General features: G+C 64.7%; 17 protein-coding genes. 11 read left to right on the top strand and 6 right to left on the bottom strand.

Annotation, left to right across the window (positions count from 1 at the left end; all coding sequences use genetic code 11):
* Positions 1–38 precede the first annotated feature (38 nt).
* Positions 39–869: a Cof-type HAD-IIB family hydrolase gene (locus VMS96_13890; GenBank protein ID HVP44520.1), complete on the top strand. Its 831-nt coding sequence runs from the start codon at positions 39–41 to the stop codon at positions 867–869.
* Complete coding sequence (locus VMS96_13885) at positions 869–1,588, top strand: lytic transglycosylase domain-containing protein (protein HVP44519.1); 720 nt, start codon at positions 869–871, stop codon at positions 1,586–1,588. Before VMS96_13890 ends, VMS96_13885 begins: the two co-directional genes overlap by 1 nt.
* Before the next feature lie 44 nt (positions 1,589–1,632).
* On the opposite strand, the gene VMS96_13880 is transcribed toward VMS96_13885, so the two are convergent.
* Entirely contained in the window at positions 1,633–2,838 is a 1,206-nt protein-coding gene (locus VMS96_13880) for a hypothetical protein (GenBank protein HVP44518.1), read from the bottom strand.
* A gap of 123 nt (positions 2,839–2,961) precedes the next feature.
* Between VMS96_13880 and VMS96_13875 the strand changes: the two genes are divergently transcribed.
* The 5 genes from VMS96_13875 to bshB1 all read left to right on the top strand — a co-directional run bounded on the left by VMS96_13875 (position 2,962) and on the right by bshB1 (position 7,434).
* Positions 2,962–4,836, top strand: coding sequence for a bifunctional homocysteine S-methyltransferase/methylenetetrahydrofolate reductase (locus VMS96_13875; protein HVP44517.1), 1,875 nt, complete (start codon positions 2,962–2,964; stop codon positions 4,834–4,836).
* Between the two features lie 107 nt (positions 4,837–4,943).
* Positions 4,944–5,183 (top strand): exodeoxyribonuclease VII small subunit, encoded by a 240-nt coding sequence (locus tag VMS96_13870; protein ID HVP44516.1) that lies wholly within the window; start codon positions 4,944–4,946, stop codon positions 5,181–5,183.
* 97 nt (positions 5,184–5,280) lie between these two features.
* Positions 5,281–5,649 (top strand): hypothetical protein, encoded by a 369-nt coding sequence (locus VMS96_13865; protein ID HVP44515.1) that lies wholly within the window; start codon positions 5,281–5,283, stop codon positions 5,647–5,649.
* A gap of 105 nt (positions 5,650–5,754) precedes the next feature.
* Complete coding sequence (locus VMS96_13860; protein HVP44514.1) at positions 5,755–6,636, top strand: farnesyl diphosphate synthase; 882 nt, start codon at positions 5,755–5,757, stop codon at positions 6,634–6,636.
* A 36-nt stretch (positions 6,637–6,672) separates the two neighbouring features.
* On the top strand, positions 6,673–7,434 hold the full coding sequence (gene bshB1 / locus VMS96_13855; GenBank protein HVP44513.1) for a bacillithiol biosynthesis deacetylase BshB1: 762 nt from the start codon (positions 6,673–6,675) through the stop codon (positions 7,432–7,434).
* On the opposite strand, the gene VMS96_13850 is transcribed toward bshB1, so the two are convergent.
* The 3 genes from VMS96_13850 to VMS96_13840 form a co-directional block, all read right to left on the bottom strand.
* Entirely contained in the window at positions 7,431–8,063 is a 633-nt protein-coding gene (locus tag VMS96_13850) for an O-methyltransferase (protein ID HVP44512.1), read from the bottom strand. The two genes, bshB1 and VMS96_13850, sit on opposite strands and share 4 nt — an antisense overlap.
* 76 nt (positions 8,064–8,139) lie before the next feature.
* Positions 8,140–8,847, bottom strand: coding sequence for a metal-dependent hydrolase (locus VMS96_13845; GenBank protein HVP44511.1), 708 nt, complete (start codon positions 8,845–8,847; stop codon positions 8,140–8,142).
* Positions 8,847–9,200: a rhodanese-like domain-containing protein gene (locus VMS96_13840; GenBank protein HVP44510.1), complete on the bottom strand. Its 354-nt coding sequence runs from the start codon at positions 9,198–9,200 to the stop codon at positions 8,847–8,849. Before VMS96_13840 ends, VMS96_13845 begins: the two co-directional genes overlap by 1 nt.
* A gap of 95 nt (positions 9,201–9,295) precedes the next feature.
* On the opposite strand from VMS96_13840, the gene hpt reads away from it, so the two are divergent.
* The 4 genes from hpt (at position 9,296) to lysA (ending at position 13,796) form a co-directional block, all read left to right on the top strand.
* Positions 9,296–9,829 (top strand): hypoxanthine phosphoribosyltransferase, encoded by a 534-nt coding sequence (gene hpt / locus VMS96_13835; protein HVP44509.1) that lies wholly within the window; start codon positions 9,296–9,298, stop codon positions 9,827–9,829.
* Between the two features lie 41 nt (positions 9,830–9,870).
* On the top strand, positions 9,871–10,581 hold the full coding sequence (deoC, locus tag VMS96_13830; protein ID HVP44508.1) for a deoxyribose-phosphate aldolase: 711 nt from the start codon (positions 9,871–9,873) through the stop codon (positions 10,579–10,581).
* Between the two features lie 53 nt (positions 10,582–10,634).
* Positions 10,635–12,437, top strand: coding sequence for a GAF domain-containing protein (locus tag VMS96_13825; protein HVP44507.1), 1,803 nt, complete (start codon positions 10,635–10,637; stop codon positions 12,435–12,437).
* A gap of 105 nt (positions 12,438–12,542) precedes the next feature.
* Complete coding sequence (gene lysA, locus VMS96_13820) at positions 12,543–13,796, top strand: diaminopimelate decarboxylase (protein HVP44506.1); 1,254 nt, start codon at positions 12,543–12,545, stop codon at positions 13,794–13,796.
* A 37-nt stretch (positions 13,797–13,833) separates the two neighbouring features.
* On the opposite strand, the gene VMS96_13815 is transcribed toward lysA, so the two are convergent.
* Both VMS96_13815 and VMS96_13810 read right to left on the bottom strand, forming a co-directional pair.
* A complete protein-coding gene (locus VMS96_13815) occupies positions 13,834–15,882 on the bottom strand; it encodes a choice-of-anchor D domain-containing protein (GenBank protein ID HVP44505.1) in 2,049 nt (682 codons plus the stop codon).
* Between the two features lie 252 nt (positions 15,883–16,134).
* Positions 16,135–16,989 carry an NAD(+)/NADH kinase gene (locus tag VMS96_13810; protein ID HVP44504.1) on the bottom strand — a complete coding sequence of 285 codons (855 nt, stop codon included), beginning with the start codon at positions 16,987–16,989 and terminating at the stop codon, positions 16,135–16,137.
* Positions 16,990–17,038 lie beyond the last annotated feature (49 nt).

Raw genomic sequence — 17,038 nt, 5'->3', positions numbered from 1 at the left:
TTCCTTTCCCCGTTCCCACCTCTGCTAGAATCGCGGCAGTGACTCTGCCAGTGCGCCTTATCGCCATCGACATCGATGGCACCCTGCTGGACCCCACCTTCCAGGTCAGCTCCGCCAATCTTGCGGCCCTGCAGCGCGCGCATCGCGCCGGATTGGAGATCGTGCTGGTCACCGGCCGTCGCCATACCTTTGCCCTGCCGGTCGCCGAGGCCCTGGGATTCGAGGTGGCGCTCATCAGTTCCAACGGGGCGGTCACCAAGTCCAGCAGCGGCGCTTTGTTCCACCGCGACCTGCTGCCCGCCGCCACCGCCCGCCAGATCTGTGGCTACATGCGGGAATACCGCGATTGCCTGGTCCTGACATTCGACATCACCGGCAAGGGCGAGGTCGTGCTCGAGCAGACCGTCACCCATCCCAGCATCCAGCGCTGGATGGAAAAGAACGCGGAGTTTATCGAGCGCGTCGTGCCCATCGAGCGGGCGCTTACCTCCGACCCGGTGCAGGCGATGTTTTGCGGGGGCGTGGAACGCATGCGCCGCGCCGAAGAGAAGATGCTCGAGGCTGCCTTCCCCGTCACCCTGCTGAAGACCCAGTACGTCGCGCGTGACCTCTGCATCCTCGACGTGCTCAACGCCGGCTGCTCCAAGGGACACGCCCTGGAGCGCTGGGCCCGCCATCGCGGCGTCGAGCGCGAGCAGGTCATGGCCATCGGTGATAACTACAACGATGTCGAGATGCTTGAGTTTGCGGGCATCCCCGTTATCATGGGCAATGCATCCGACGACCTGAAGCAGAACGGCTGGCACGTGACTCTGGCCAACGACCAGAGTGGCGTTGCGGCCGCCGTCGAGCAGATACTCCGAATCTGATGAGTGGTTCGGCCAAACTCGCCAGCCTGGCCATCGCGCTGCTGCTGACGCTCCCGGCGTGGTGCACCGATCCGTCGCTGCCGGCAAAACCTCCTGGCCCCCGAGTGGCCTATCTGGCCGTCCTGCGGAATGGTTTTTCCATCCAGCACCTTCGCAGCGAGGTACGCGATGGCGGTGTCACCCGCCTCTACATCGCCGGCGACGATTTTGTGGATGTCAGCACCGCGCAGATCGCCTCGGTCGAGACTGTGGAACTGGCCCCGGACCCGCCGGCGCTCCCGCCGCAGACTCCGACCATCCCGCAACTCGTCGATCTGGCCAGCGACAAGCACCGGGTGGACGCCGATTTTATCCGCAGCGTGATCCGGGCGGAGAGCAACTTCAATCTGCACGCGGTTTCGCCCAAAGGCGCACAGGGCCTCATGCAGCTGATGCCACAGACCGCCCTCCAGCTGGGGGTTCAGGACGCCTTCGATCCAGGGGCGAACATCGAGGCCGGGACCCGCTACCTGCGGGAGCTCCTGATGCAATACCACGGCGATGTCGCCAAGGCCCTGGCTGCCTACAACGCGGGGCCACAGCGAGTGGAGCAATATCGTGGCGTCCCGCCCTACCGCGAGACCCGTGCCTATGTCCGCCGCGTGATCAATGATTACAACCGCTCCAAGTCACCACAGAAAAAGGACACGCCAGCCTCAGCCTTGGCCAACGGGAAGTAGAAGGGATCAAGCAGGGGGGAGCGGCACCGCGGAACGGCAAGGGCCTACGGGTCTACCAGCAAAACGTCCTCGATGAACCCCACCGCGTCAAGTTGCTGCGCGGAAGGCAGCGGCTGCGCGGTGGTGGTGTCGAAGATCCGTATCTCCCCGCCCTGAGCCAGGTAGATGCGGTCACGCCCGCTGATGGGCTGAATGCCCCCGACATCTCCAAAGCCGTTGCCGTTATGGGTCGGGTCCGGATCGACCTCAACGGTCGCCGCCTTGGCCCCCGTATCGTAGATGGTCAAGCAGCGGATCTGGGTGCAGGTCTTGGCCCCGATGAACAGGTGCCCGTGGTTGTCCAGCCCCATCTTGCGGTGGAGACCGTCTCCGATCGCTACCGGGGCGCCGGCGGTCATCGTGCCCACATCCACCACGGTCAGCGCGCCGCTACCAGGGGCGGGACTGCTGTTCCCGGCTACGTACAGCGAGGTGCCGTCGAGCAGCCCCACCGTCGCGCCCGCAACCGCCACCATGGCTCCGGGGGTCGGAGGCGTGGTTGTCATGTCGACCACCGTAACGTTGGCTGCCGCTCCACCGCACTCCACGCCGCAGCTCAGGATGTAAGCTTTGCCGTCGTCTGAGCTGAATACCCCCGAGATCGGACGGTCGAAATTCCCCGAGGCCACCGTGGTCGCGGCTCCGCCGGGGTTGGTCGTCGCCGTCGCCGTGTCCACTACCGTGATGCTGCCCGGAAGCGTGTCGCTGAAGACCAGCAGCTTCTTGCCGTCGTGGGAGAGCACCATCTGGTTCGGCGTGGGGATACTGATCGATCCCGAAAGCTTGATGTTGGTCAGGTCCAGCACCTCGACCAGGTTCGAATTGCGCACCGACGCAAAACCCGTGGCACTGTTCAGCGCCACGAAACTGTCGGTGTGGTCGGGCAACGCGATCCCACCGTTATTGGCCTCGTTCTTGTTGTCGACCACATTGACGCCGGTGTTGCCGTTACGTACCAGCGTCACGGAACCATCAAGCGCCAGTGACATCTGCTGCGGCGTGCCGTTCAGGGTGATGAAATGCGTACTGGCCTGGTCCAGGCTGGCGTCAACGATGATCAGGGTGCCGGGAACGCTGTTGCTGGCAAAGACTCGCTTGGTGAGCCCGCTGGTCGGTGGCGTGGTGGAGCCCGAAGTACTGCCGCTGTTGCACGCTGTCAGAAATGCACCGAGCAGAATAAGGCCACAGAAAGCCCAATAAGTTCGCTTCAAACGTCAGACTCCCACAGGGATTGATGGGTTTGAATGCCGAAATCGCGATTATAACAGAGGCGATTCCGGCCACCCTCCACCGGCAGCTTACGTTTCCGCCGCGGTTTGCGATATTCTCCTGGGATGGGGGCCGACTTCCTTTCGCGCTTACGAGAGGGCCCGGTGCTGTGTGACGGCGCCATGGGCACCTTGCTCTATTCCAAGGGCATTTTCATCAATCGTTGCTACGACGAGCTCAATCTCTCGCAGCCGGACCTGATCCGCTCCATCCACGCCGAGTATCTCCAGGCCGGCGCCGAGGTGGTGGAGACCAATACCTTTGGCGCGAACTCCTTCCGCCTGGCAAGGCACGGGTTGCTCGAACATCTGCGCGACATCAACATCGCCGGCGCCAGCCTGGCTCGCGCCGCCGTCGACCACGACGCCGCCAAGCGCGGCATGCAGGCCTTGGTGGCAGGCTCGGTCGGCCCGCTCGGCGTCCGTATCGAACCCCTGGGCAAGGTCGCGCGCGAAGAAGCCCGCCGCGCCTTTGTCGACCAGATCAGCGCCCTGGTCGAAGGCGGCGTGGACATGCTGATCCTTGAGACCATGGGATATCTGGAGGAACTCCACCAGGCCATCCTCGCCGCCCGCGAAGTGGACGCGAAGGTCCCGGTCGTGGCCCAGGTCACCATCGACGAGGAAGGTAACTGCCTCGACGGTTCCAGCCCGGAGACCTTCGCCACCAAGCTCACCGATTGGGGCGCCGACGTCGTCGGCTGCAACTGTAGCGTCGGGCCGGTGGCCATGCTGGAGGCCCTGGAGCGGGTGCGCCGGGTCACTTCCCTGCCCACCTCCGCCCAGCCCAACGCCGGCATGCCCCGTTCCGTGGACGGCCGCAACATCTATCTCTGCTCCCCCGAATACATGGCCAGCTACGCGCGCAAGTTCGTGCGCGCCGGCGTCCTGTTCGTGGGCGGCTGCTGCGGCACCACCCCCGACCACATCCGCGCCATGCGCTCCGCCTTGCGTTCCAGCGAGGCCAAGACATCGTTCCAGGTAGCGACCGCGCCCCGCGCCGAAGCGCCGACCGAGGTGCCTCCGCTCGAAACTCGGTCCCGTCTGGGAGCCAAGCTCGCCCACAGCGAATTCGCCACCATGGTCGAGATCGTTCCTCCCAAGGGGACCAACATCGTCAAGGAACTCGACGGCGCCAGGTTCCTCAAGTCCATGGGGGTGGACGCGATCAACATCCCCGACAGCCCGCGGGCCTCGGCCCGCATGAGCAACCAGGCCTTGTCGCTGCTGGTGCAGCAGCAGATCGGCATCGAGGCCGTCCTGCACTACACCTGTCGCGACCGCAACGTGCTCAGCATCCAGTCGGATTTGCTGGGCGCCAGCGCCCTCGGCATCCACAACCTGATCTGCATCACCGGCGACCCGCCCAAGCTGGGCAATTATCCCGACGCCACCGCGGTGTTCGATGTGGACGCCATCGGCCTGGTCAACATCGTAGGCAACCTGAACAAGGGACTGGACATCGGCGGCAACCCCATCGGCACCGCCACCAGCTTCGTCATCGGCGTCGGCGCCAACCCCGGCGCCCCCGACCTGGACGAGGAGGTCCGCCGCTTCGAATACAAAGTCGAGGCCGGCGCCGAATACGCCGTCACACAACCGGTCTTCGATGTCCGGCTGCTGGAGCAATTCCTCAAGCGCATCGAGCACTGCCGCGTCCCGGTGCTGGCCGGCATCTGGCCGCTGGTCAGCGTGCGCAACGCGGAGTTCATGAAGAACGAGCTTCGGGTCTCGGTGCCCGACGCGGTGATTGACCGCATGGCGCGCGCAGCCAGCGCCGACACTGCCCGCGCCGAGGGGGTCGCCATCGCCCGCGAGATGCTGCTGGCGGTCCGCGGCCTGGTCCAGGGCGCACAGATCAGCGCCCCCCTTGGCCGTTATCCCGCCGCCATGGACGTGCTCGAGGCCCTTGGCTCCCGGCCGGCCGGGGCCAGCGTGTAGGTCCCTGTCTGGGATCGCACCCCGAAATGAACCGCGGCTCAGCGCTGTGGAAAAGTTCCGGCTTGACCTTTTCGGAACAGGGGTAGAATCACTCTTGGGAGCAGAGCTTGCCCAAGTTTGAGGAGTGTCTTCAGCGCCTGGAAAAGATCGTCAACGAGCTTGAAAAGGGCGACTTGCCCCTCGAATCGGCGCTGAAACTCTTCGAAGAGGGTATCCAGCTCTCCAATTCCTGCCGCAAGGAATTGGAGGCGGCCGAGGGCAAGGTCGAAGTCCTGCTGAAGCAGAACGGAAAGCTCCAAGCCGGGCCCTTCGATACGGCAGAGAAGGCCACGGCGCACAAGAAGTGACTGGCTCAGGAACCTCAACCTGCCTGCGGTGATCCCCTGCCACCGCAGCCTTCTCCGCCCGCAGGGATGGCGCGGGCGCATTCGGAAGGTGGTTCGTATGAAGCCCCTGACGGTCGTCGTCGCTCAGCGAGACCTGAAGAGCGCAGAGGCGCTGGCCCTGTCCCTGAATCCCCATTTCCGCGCCGTGTCGGTCGCCGGTACTGTGGATGAGCTGCGTACAGCCATCCCCAAGCATCGGGCCGACCTTGCGGTAGTGGACCTGGAACTGGCCAGCCTGCCCGACATCGCCGAGCTGCACCGTGAGTTCCCGCAGACCCTGGTGGTCTGCACCCACCGGTCGCCCGACGAAGAAATGTGGCCGTCGGTGATGGAAGCCGGGGCGTCGGATTTCTGCCAGACCTCTGACGTTCGTTCCATCGTGCTGGCGGTAGCGCGAAATGACATTGCTAACAGCGCGGCCGCCTGACGGCTGCGCGGAACTTGGGGCGCGCTGCGGCGCGCCCTTTTTGTTTTGGGCTGCAAGCCAACCCCGATGACCGCCCGCGACAGCAGCCTGTATACTCATCTTTTCATGCTCAAGGACACACTCGAACAGGGCCGCGTCGCCATTGACGCCGCTCTGCAACGTCTTCTTCCTCCGGAAACGCAGTATCCGCCCTCGATCCACCAGGCGATGCGGCACAGCGTCTTTGCCGGGGGCAAGCGGCTGCGGCCTATCCTCTGCCTGGAGGCGGCCCGCATGCTTACCGGCTCCCTTCCCGAGGGGATTGAAGAGCTCGGCTCCGCCCTCGAGATGCTGCATACTTATTCCCTCATCCACGACGACCTCCCGGCACTCGACAACGATGACCTCCGCCGGGGCAAGCCGACCTGTCACAAGGCCTTTGGCGAATCCACCGCCATCCTGGCCGGAGATGCGCTCCAGACCTACGCCTACGAGGTGCTGGCCCGCCTGCGCTGCCCCGCCGAGCGCCGCGTCCGCGTCATCGAAGAAGCCGCCCGCGCGACCGGCACCATCGACGGGATGATCGGAGGGCAGGTCATGGACCTGGAGGCCGAACACCGCGAGCCCGACGCCAAGACCCTGGAGTACATCCATCGCTCCAAGACGGGAGCGCTCATCACCGCCAGCCTGGTGACTGGCGGCATCTACGCCGGCGGAAGCGCCACGGACATCCAGCGGTTGCGCGAGTTCGGCCGGGCCGTCGGCCTGGCATTCCAGATCGCCGACGACGTGCTCGATGTCACCCAGACCTCCGAGCAGTTGGGCAAGACTGCGGGCAAGGACACCGCAGTCGAAAAGGCGACCTATCCCGCGCTTTACGGGGTGGAGGAATCGGTCCAGATGGCGTCGCGTTTGGTGACCCAGGGCTGCGCCGCCCTCGACTCCTTCGGCTCGCGCGCCGCCACCCTAAAAGAGCTGGCGCATTTCCTGGTGGAACGAAAGAAATAGTGGCAGAGACGCCCGTCAGGGCGTCTCTTATCCCGCATGAAGAACCGCGCCGACCACCTCGACATCCTCGCCATCGCCGCCCATCGCGACGACGCCGAGCAGACCTGCGGCGGCACCCTGCTCAAGATGGCCCAGCTCGGCCATCGCACCGGCATCCTCGACCTCACCCAAGGAGAGATGGGCACCCGCGGCACCGCCGAGGATCGTGCACGCGAAGCCGACGCCGCAGCAAGACTCTTGAAGGTCACCTGGCGCCGGGCCCTCGACATCCCCGACGGCCGCGTGGAAAACACCTGGGAGAACCGCCTCAAGGTGGCGCGCGTCATCCGTCAAACCCGCCCGCGCGTGGTCATCCTTCCCTACTGGCAGGGCCGCCACCCCGACCACTACACCTGCTCTACCCTCGGATACGAAGCTTGCTTCTTGGCCGGCCTCGCCAAGCTGGATGTCAGTGAAGGACGTGAAACGCGAAACGCGACACGTGAAACGCTGCCCCCGCACCGCCCCTTCAAGATTATCTACGCCACGCTCTACTTCGACGTCCGCCCTACTTTCATCGTGGACATCACCGACCAGTTCGAGGCCCGCATGCAGTCCATCTTCGCCTACAGGTCCCAGTACCTCGACCAGGAAGCCGGCAAGGTTGATTTTCCGCGCAATGAGGAAATCCGCGCCCGTGTCGAGTCCATGGCGCGCTTCTACGGACTGATGGCTGGGGTGAAATATGGCGAGCCGTTCCTGCAGAAGGAAGTAGGCTTGGTCGAAGACCTCACCCTGCTTCCCGTCCAATCGATCTAGAGCTTCATCGCCACCGCTACTCCGTCGCGCAGCGGGAGAATGGTGGTGAACAACTCCTTCGATCCATACAGCAGCTGGTTGAATTCCAGGATGGCCTTGGTGCGTTCATCGGGACTGCCCTTGGCCACCCTGCCGCTCCACAGCACGTTATCGGTCACGAACAATCCGCCCCGTCGCAGCCGTGGCACCGCCAGCTTGAACACCCGCGGATAATCCTGCTTGTCCACGTCGTTGAAGATGATGTCGTAGGACTCGCTCTTCTGCTCCGACAGGATCTCCAGGGCGTCACCCACCTTGATGTCGATGCTCGTGAGCACGCCCGCCCGTTTGAAGTAGTCCTTGGCCTCTTCCGCGTTCTTGGGATTGCCGTCGGTATAGACCACGCGGCCTCCCTCGGCCAGTGCCCGCGCCCACCAAATGGTCGAGTAACCGATGGCGGAGCCCATTTCGAACACCGTGCGCGCCCCGACCATCTTCGCCAGTTGGTAGAACACCCGCCCGACCGCCGGCCCCACGATGGGGATATTGCGCTTCTCCGCCTGCCTCTCCTGCTCCGCCAGGACTTCGTCCCGTTCCGGCAGCATCCCGTAGAGGTAGCTCTCGACGGCTGCGTTCGTTATCCCACCCATCGCCCAGTGCGGCCTCTTTCCTGGCACGTTGTGTCCCTCTCTTCTTTGCTGCCGACCGACGACTGCCGACTGACGACTAGCTCAGTGTCTGTCCCGGCTTCATCTCGATCACCTGGATGCCAAGGTCGGAGGTGAGTTTCTTCAGTTCCGCCGGCGTCCCGGTCAGTGGCGGGAAGGTGCCGTAATGCATGGGTATCACCGCCTTCGCCTTCAGCAACTCGCAGGCGTACGCGGCCTCTTTCGGCGACATGGTGAACAGGTCGCCGATGGGCAGCATCACCAGCTCCGGCTCGTAGAGCTCATGGATGATGCGCATGTCGCCGAACACGTTGGTGTCGCCCGCGTGATAGACCTTCAGGCCGTTCTCGAACTCGATCACGTACCCGCACGCCTCGCCACCGTAGATGATCTGGTCGCCGTCCAGGATGCCGCAGGAATGGTCGGCATGGACCATGGTCACGCGCATGTTGCTGACGGTCTGCGATCCCCCCTTGTTCATGGGCGCAATCTTTTGCGCGCCCTTCTTCTGCATCCAGGTGCACAGCTCGAAGATGCCCACCACCGTGGGATCATGCTGCTTGGCCAGCTCCACCGCGTCGCCGATGTGGTCGAAATGCCCGTGGGTGCAGAGCATGGTGTCGATCTTGTCGAACTTCTTGCTCTTCGGCGGGCACATCGGATTGCCCATCACCCACGGATCGATCAGCACCCGGTCGCCCGACGGTGTCTCCACCTTGAAGGTCGCGTGTCCCAGCCAGGTCAGCTTCACTCCGTTCAGCTTCATCACGCCCCGCTCTCCTTCCACGCCTTCCAGCCGCCGGCCACCGAGATCACGTTCTTAAAACCCATCTTCCGCAAGCTGTCCGCCGCCAGCGCCGAGCGCGTCCCGCCGCCGCAGTAGAGCACGAGGGGCCGGTTCTTGTCGGTGGTGATCTGGTCGATGTTGACCTCCAGCATGCCGCGCGTCAGGTGCTTCGCTCCCGGGATCATGCCGTTGGCCACCTCCGGATGGTCGCGCACGTCGATGAGCGTGAAATCCTGTCCCGACTTCTGCATGCGCCGCAGTTCGTTGACGTCGATCTCCTTGATGTTCCTCTTAGCCTCGTCCACCAGTTGCTTGAGTTCCGGCAATGCCATGACGACTTCCTCCTGACACTCAAAACGAAAGGATTCTAGTCGCCCTGCCTTCCACGCCGCAACGCGACTGCCGAACGCACGAGTAGAATGTGGTCATGCCGATGCCGGAGTTGCAGGTGCTGTTCTCGCGCGAGCAGATCGCGCGCCGCGTCGCCGAGCTCGGGGCCGACATCACGCGCGATTTCTCCGGGCAGTCGCTCGTCCTGCTGGGCGTGCTGAAAGGAGCTTCGGTGTTCCTCAGCGACCTGGCCCGCAGCATCCAGCTCGACGCCACCTTCGACTTCCTCGGCGTCTCCAGCTATAACAACGGTATCCGCCACAGCGGCGAGGTGCGGCTCATCAAGGACGTGGACGTCGCCATGGAGGACCGCAACGTCCTGCTGGTGGAGGACATCCTCGACACCGGCCTGACCATGACCTACCTCAGCAAGGTGCTGATGGCGCACCAGCCCCGCGCCCTGCGCACGGTGGCGCTGCTCGACAAGCCCGCGCGGCGCGTCACCCCGGTGCGCGCCGATTACGTCGGCTTTGAGATCCCCGACGAATTCGTGGTCGGCTACGGCATGGACCACGCCGAACGTTACCGCAACCTGCCCGACATCTGCATCCTGCCCAGGCACGTCCTGTAGTGGCGTGTTCCACCCTCCGGAGACTTGCTACAATCATCCCGATGGCCACCACGGAAGTTCCCCAGACCCAGTCCCGCACGTGGCAGGAGGTGGCCCATGTCATCGACAGTACCCTGCTCCGCGCCGACACCAGCCGTGCCCACGTCGTTCACCTTTGCGAGGAGGCCGCGCACTTCGGCTTCGCCAGTGTCTTCGTCCATCCCTCCTACGTGGCCCTGGCGGTGAACCTGCTGCGCAATACGCCGGTCAAAGTGGGGACGCCGGTCGGTTTTCCGCTCGGCGCGGCGCTGACCACGGTGAAGCGTTTCGAGGCCCGCGAAGCTCTGCGTCTCGGCGCCGACGAGCTCGACATGGTGATGAACATCGGGGCCCTCAAGTCCGGCAACCGCGGGGTCGTCCAGGCCGACATCGCGGGCGTCGTGGACATCGCCCACGAGGCCAGCGCCATCGTGAAGGTGATCCTCGAGACTGCCCTGCTCACTCTCGAGGAGAAGATCGCCGCTTGCGAGCTGGCGGTCGCGGCCGGCGCCGATTTCGTCAAGACTTCCACCGGCCACGCCAACGGCGGCGCCACCGTGGACGACATCGCCCTGATGCGCGGCGTGGTGGGCACGCGCGCCGGCGTCAAGGCTGCGGGCGGCATCCGTACCGCCGCCGACGCCGGCCGCATGCTGGCCGCGGGCGCCGACCGCATCGGCACCAGCTCCGCCGCCGCCATCATGGCCGAGCTGGGCGCGCCCGCCTTCAGGTAGGTCCCAAGCCTCTGCCGGCGATCCACAGGCTCCGCTGCTATCATGGGAGGCGCTTGAATCCCGTCACGAAATCTGCCCGCCTCCGCCACGAACCCATCTCCCGGGTCAAGTTCGACCAGTTCCTGCTCGAAGTGGCCGACGTGGTCAACACCACACTCGACCTCGACACCTTGCTTCGCCGGGTCGCAGAGTTGGTGCGCCGGGTCATCGATTTCGAGATCTTCGCCATCCTCCTGGTCAACGAGCGGACCCAGGAACTGCGCGTGCGCTTCCAGATCGGACATCCGCCGGAGATCACCGAGCCCCTGCGGTTGAAGGTCGGTGAAGGGCTCACCGGCCTGGCCGCCCTGCGCCGTGAGCCCGTCCTGGTCAACGACGTGACCCGCGACCCCAACTACATCGTCGCCATCCCCGAGGTGCGGTCCGAGCTCGCCATTCCCCTCATCATCAAGAACCGCTGCATCGGCGTGCTCGACATCAGCGCCCGCCAGGTTGATTACTTCACCGAGGAGCACGCGCGGCTGCTGACCGTGGTCGCCTCCCGCATCGCTATTGCCATCGAGAATGCGCGACTCTACACCCGGGTCGCTCGCCAGGCGAAGAACCTGAAGCTGCTGAACGAGATCAGCCGCGAGCTCACCTCTATCCTCAATCTCGACCAGTTGCTCAAGCGGGTCGGCGACCTGCTCAATCGCATCATCGACTACCAGATGTTCAGCATCCTGCTGCTCGACCCGACCGGCAAGATCCTGCAACACCGCTTCTCGCTGCGCTTCAACGAGAGCGTCCAGCTAAAGCACGACATCCGGGTGGGCCGGGGGTTGGTCGGCTATGCTGCCGAGCACGCCCAAGCGGTGCTCGTGCCCGACGTCAGCAAAGACCCGCGCTACATCAGCCTCAATCCCGAGACCCGCTCCGAGCTCTGCGTTCCGCTTATCTACAAGGGCAAGGTGATCGGCATCCTCGACCTGGAGCACACACGGCGCGGATACTTCAACGACGACCACGTGCGCATGATGACCACGCTGGCCGCCCAGGTCGCCATCGCCATCGAGAACGCCCGCCTCTACGAGCAGGTCACCAGGCAGGAAGCCCGCCTGGGGCGCGACCTCAGCATGGCCCGCGAGATCCAGTTCCGCCTTCTGCCCCAGTGTTGCCCCACCATGAATAGGGCCGAGCTGGCCGCCAAGTTCGTTCCCGCCCAGACCATCGGCGGCGACATGTACGACTTCCTCGAGTATTCCTCGCGCTCCGTCGCCATCGTCATCGGCGATGTCAGCGGCAAGGGCGCGCCGGCGGCGCTCTACGCTGCGCTGGTCAGCGGCATGCTCCGCTCCAACGCCGACATGGAGCCCGCTCCCAACGAGATGCTCTCCATGATCAACCTGGCGCTGGCCGAGCGCGCCGTGGATGCCCAGTTCGTCTCCATCATCTACGCCGTCTGGAGCGACGAAGACGGGCTCATGCGGATCTCCAACTCCGGCCTGCCCCGCCCCATCTACTGCCGCGGCGCGAAGGTCGAGGCTCTCGAATCTACCGGCCTGCCCCTCGGCTTGTTCGCCGACGCCGAGTACGACGAGATCAGCCTCCGCCCCGCTCCCGACGACGTCTTCGTGTTTTTCTCCGACGGCATCACCGACGCCGTGAGCAGCGATGGCGACCTCTTCGGCCGCTCCCGCATCGAGCAGATCGTCGAGGCCAGTTGCACTCGCTCCGCCGACGATATCGTCACCGCCATCTTCGACGCCGTCGCCCGGCACGCCGCCGGCTCCGACCCCTTCGACGACCAGACCGTCGTCGCCATCAAGATCAAGCCTCCGGCGCCCAAGGCCATTAGATCAGGCAGGAAACGATAACCGCCGAAACGCGGGCGCGCCTTACGGTTAGCTGCGTTCATCTGCGGCTGCTCTTGTTCGTTTGTTTCCCCACGTCCTCCGTGTCCTCCGTGGTTAAATAACGCCGTGCGTCCCCCGGGCTTCACCTACAAGCGAGCCATCGCTCACTGCGAGCGCGTTCCCTTGCCCCGCCTGGCCGAGAAATACGGCACGCCGCTCTACGTCTATTCGGCAAGCACGATCCGCGAGCGTTACCGCACCTTCGACCGGGCTCTCGGCCGCTTCCCGCACAGCATCTGCTATTCGGTCAAAGCCAACTCCAACCTCGGCATCCTGCGCCTGTTGGCCAGGCTGGGCTCCGGCTTCGACGTCGTCTCCGGCGGCGAACTCGCCCGCGTGCAGAAGGCGGCCAAACGCGCCACCGTGGTCTTTTCCGGCGTGGGCAAGACGGTTGAAGAGATGGACGCCGCCCTGCGGGCGAACATCCTCATGTTCAACGTGGAAAGCGAAGGCGAGCTGCACCTGCTCGCTCAGCGTGCCGCCAGGCTGAAGAAAATGGCGCGCATCGCCCTCCGCGTGAACCCCGACGTCTCCGCCGAAACTCATCCCTACATCTCCACCGGCCTGCGCGAGCACAAGTTCGGCGTGCCGGTCAGCGAGGCCCGCGCGCTGTATGCCCAGGCCGCCCGCGAGCGGTGGCTGGAGGTCGCGGGCGTCAGTGTCCACATCGGCTCGCAGATCACCGACATGGAACCCTTCGAGGCCACCATGGAGCGGGTCGCGGAGTTGGTGCGCGCGCTCCATTTCGACGGCCACCACATCCGCTACGTGGACGCCGGCGGCGGCCTGGGGATTTCTTACCACCACGCCGATGAGCTGGCGCCGCGCGCCAAGGCCTATGTCAAGGCGATCACCACGCCGCTGCGCAAGCTGCGCGTGCACCTCATCCTCGAGCCCGGCCGCGCCATCGTCGCCCCCGCCGGCGCCCTGCTCACCCGCGTGCTGTACATCAAGGCCAATGGCGAACACAAGTTCGCCATCGTGGACGGCGCCATGAACGATCTGCTCCGGCCGTCGCTCTACGGCGCCTACCATCGCATTCTGCCCGTTGCGGCCGACGACCGACGACCCACGACCGACGACTGGGACGTGGTCGGCCCGGTCTGCGAGTCCGGCGATTTTCTGGCTCGCGACCGCGAACTGCCCGCCCTCGAGCCCGGCGAGCTCCTGCTGGTGCTCGATACCGGCGCCTACGGCATGTCGCTGGCTTCGAACTACAACTCCCGCCCCCGTCCCGCCGAGGTGCTGGTGGACAGCTCCAGGGTCACGGTTTTGCGCATGCGCGAAACCATCCGCGACCTCATCGCCAACGAGCAATGAGCTGTGTGCGAGAGCGCTGGCGCGGTGAGCGCTATCGTTAATGCCCGCTGAGGCGCGCCTTGGCCGACAGGCGCACCGTCTGCGGCGTGTCCGGGGCGTCATCGCTGAAGATCAGGGTGCCGGTGCGCGTTCCCGGCGCGGTGGGGGTGAAGGTCACGGTCACGGTGCAGGAGGCAAACGCTGCCAGCGTCCCGCCACAGGTGGTGGACTTGGCAAAGTCGCCTGAAATCCTGATGCTGGAGATTCTGAGGGTGGCGTTGCTGGTGTTGGTCAGCGTAACCACCTGCCCTGTGCTGCTATCGCCGACCCGAGTATTCGGGAAAGTCAGGGAAGCCGGGCGTGGCGTGGCGTCGGATTGCGTCGAAGCGAGCGCCCCAATGTTCGGGGTCGCACCCGAACCCTCCAGGCCGGGCACCACGTTCCCTCGTGAGTCTTTCCACAGGCAGACGACGTGCGCCGATGCCCGCCCGTAGCTGATAGCCACATCGGTGGTCAGCGTGTCCGTCGCATAGTTGATGGCGGTAATCTGTGCGGTGTGCTCCGCCGCTGTTGAGCAGGAACCGTTGCCGACCGCGATGTAATCACCGACGGCCGTGTTGGTCGCGCCAATAGCCGAGCCTGAGCCGCCTTTGCCGTCCGCGAAGAACTTGGCATCGTGGGTGCTCTTGTTCAGGACCAGCGTCGTGCCTGCGCCCGGGTCGCTGGCATCAATCGTAGCCAGATACCGCCCGCCGCCGATCAGGCGGCTCTTGTCTCGCGGCCGGTAGTTACGTCCGGCCCGGTCCATATAGAGCGGGTCCACGTTGCGGATGGCATGCCTCTCAGCTGCCGCCTCACCGGTGAAGGGCATGGACGGACAGGTCTTCTGGTAGAAGAGGTCGTAGTCGTAAAGCGTGTCGCCGACCGCGCCGAGGACATCGGAACCGCAGATCGTGACCGTGTCATAGACGTTGTTCAGCGAGGCCCCGTTAGGACATCCGCTGCCGCTACAGCGGCTCCACGAACTGGCCTTGGCTTGACGGCCGACAAAGTCAGCCGCGGTGTTGTTGTACTGCACACAGTTCTCGCAGTTATTCTGCGCCCCGCCAGGATAGAGACCGAAGCCATTGTTGGTGTTGTAAGCGAGGTTGAACCGATGCATGACGTAGCGGAGCGTATTCCCTCGCGCAACCAAGAAAACCCCCCAGTGGCCATTGGCGCTGTCGTTCTGAGTCAGCGTGTTTCCCTCAAGAAGGGTGTACCGCATGGGCACGGTATTTTGGATGTCAAAGAAATCAACGTGATACCAGGCCATGTTGCAGTTGGTCGCCTGATTTCCCGAAGTGCAACCCAGGTCGGTATAGCTGGCAGTGAAGGTATTGTTGCGGATGATCGAATAATCGCCGCGCTGCTGCATGCCGTCGGTAAGATGGACGAATGTGTTCCCATCCCAAAGCACGTTGTTCCCGAAGATCGCAGCCCCGGCCTGGAGTCCCGCAACGGCGGTATAGACCACGCCGCCCCCATCGGTGCAGGTGTTCCCGATATTCGGACAGGTGAGCGCCCAAGTCGGTTCTGGGTCGGCCGACCTACCCGGCGTAGTCACTCGGTAGGCGCGGCTGGTGGCCAGCTTAGATGGATTCGACGGCATGACGACGGTTGCGCTCGTGTAGGACTGTCCGGCTCGCCACGGCTGGTCGGCTCCCTGGCCGCACCATTGGAAGACGTTGTTGGTGACAGAAACGTGGGAGACGATGGCGCCATCACCAAAGCCGCCGCGCAGACATTGTGCCGCTCCGCCCCCGCCTTGATTGGTGCCGCCATAGACGCTGTTCTGGATCGTCAGGTAGCTGGCCTGATAGTTCGTGTTTTGCCCAAACTCCGCGAGCCGGATGGTCGGGTCGCCCTGGTCGGTGAACTGGAGGCCCTCGTTGGCCTTGTCGCCGCCGATCTTTACGTAGTTGAGTCGCGAGGCCCCCTGCGCCCAGCGCTTCAACTTCACCGTGTCCCCGGCGCTGGCCTTGATGACCATCTCGCTGCCGGCGCCCGCGCCGCTCTTGGTGAGGCTCAGGGTCTCCGCGTAGGCGCCGGCGTGGATGATGAGCACGTCGGCTTGGCCGTTTGCGAGGCAACTGTACCCCCCGGATGCCCCTGAAACGGTGGCCTTCGCCGCGGCCGCGCTCTGCGCCTGCCGGCACGTGTTCGAGTCGCTCCCGTGCACCTTGTCCACATGGTAGGTAGTGGCCCACAGGGGAAGTGAGAGCAGTACGAGACTGAGCAGCCATCTCATGAGCGCAGGGTACGGACCACGCGAACCGAGTTACTGGTGCCGGAGTTCATGACTCCCCGAGTAGCGTGACTATCTCTGTCCCCAGCTCAGCTTCATGCGCAGCACGTCGAAGAAGGTGCGCTTGCCCAGCTTGAGCAGGCGCACGTTGCGCGCGGACTTCTTGCAGGTGATGCGGTCGCCGTCCAGCACCGGTTCGCCGGTCTGGCCGTCGATGGAGAGGAACGCTTCCTCGCCCACGCTCTTCACCAGGATGGCGATCTCGCGGTCGTCGCGCACCACCAGCGGCCGGTTGGTCAGCGAGTGCGGCGAGATGGGCGTGATGATGAACGCGTTGACTCCGGGCGACACGATGGGCCCGCCCGCCGCCAGCGAATAGGCGGTCGAGCCGGTCGGGGTGGAGACGATGATCCCGTCGGCCTTGTAGTTGGTGACCAGCTGGCCGTCCACCGTCACTTCGAATTCCACGATGCGGGCGATGGCGCTCTTGGCCACCACCACATCGTTCATGGCGTCGTAGTGCATCACGCGCTCGGTGCCGCGCATCAGGTGGGCGTGCAGCATGGAGCGCGGCTCGACCGCGCAGCGGTTCTCGACCAGCGCTTCCAGCGTGGGATACAGCTCCTCGATGGGGATCTCAGTGAGGAAGCCGAGCGCGCCCAGGTTGACGCCCATGATGGGGATGCCGGCCTGGGCGACGGCGCGCGCCGCCGCCAGCATGGTGCCGTCGCCGCCCAGCACGATGACGAACTCGGGCTGCTTCTCCGCCAGCTTCTCCCGCTCCACCACCTCGTAGCCCGGCGCCTGGGCGGCGGTCTCCCGGTCCACGAAGACGTTATAGCCGTGCTCGCCCAGCCACTTGGCTACCTGCGGCGCAACGGCATTGGTCTTCTCTGCCGGCTTCGAGATGATCGCGGCTGCCTTCATTCGAACCTTGCGTACAGCAGGAACTCGCGGTTGCCCTCCGCGCCCAGGA

The organism is Terriglobales bacterium, assembly GCA_035543055.1.
Taxonomy (GTDB): Bacteria; Acidobacteriota; Terriglobia; order Terriglobales; family Acidobacteriaceae; genus JAIQFD01.
The sequence above is the reverse complement of the archived record's forward strand: the minus strand, read 5'-3'. Positions and strand labels throughout refer to the sequence as shown.

Excerpts from the sequence above, each read along its gene's own strand:
- VMS96_13885 (HVP44519.1), top strand. The coding sequence starts at position 869 with ATGAGTGGTTCGGCCAAACTCGCCAGCCTGGCCATCGCGCTGCTGCTG.
- VMS96_13875 (HVP44517.1), top strand. The coding sequence starts at position 2,962 with ATGGGGGCCGACTTCCTTTCGCGCTTACGAGAGGGCCCGGTGCTGTGT.
- VMS96_13865 (HVP44515.1), top strand. The coding sequence starts at position 5,281 with ATGAAGCCCCTGACGGTCGTCGTCGCTCAGCGAGACCTGAAGAGCGCA.
- VMS96_13860 (HVP44514.1), top strand. The coding sequence starts at position 5,755 with ATGCTCAAGGACACACTCGAACAGGGCCGCGTCGCCATTGACGCCGCT.
- bshB1 (HVP44513.1), top strand. The coding sequence starts at position 6,673 with ATGAAGAACCGCGCCGACCACCTCGACATCCTCGCCATCGCCGCCCAT.
- VMS96_13850 (HVP44512.1), bottom strand. The coding sequence starts at position 8,063 with ATGGGTGGGATAACGAACGCAGCCGTCGAGAGCTACCTCTACGGGATG.
- VMS96_13845 (HVP44511.1), bottom strand. The coding sequence starts at position 8,847 with ATGAAGCTGAACGGAGTGAAGCTGACCTGGCTGGGACACGCGACCTTC.
- VMS96_13840 (HVP44510.1), bottom strand. The coding sequence starts at position 9,200 with ATGGCATTGCCGGAACTCAAGCAACTGGTGGACGAGGCTAAGAGGAAC.
- hpt (HVP44509.1), top strand. The coding sequence starts at position 9,296 with ATGCCGATGCCGGAGTTGCAGGTGCTGTTCTCGCGCGAGCAGATCGCG.
- deoC (HVP44508.1), top strand. The coding sequence starts at position 9,871 with ATGGCCACCACGGAAGTTCCCCAGACCCAGTCCCGCACGTGGCAGGAG.
- VMS96_13810 (HVP44504.1), bottom strand. The coding sequence starts at position 16,989 with ATGAAGGCAGCCGCGATCATCTCGAAGCCGGCAGAGAAGACCAATGCC.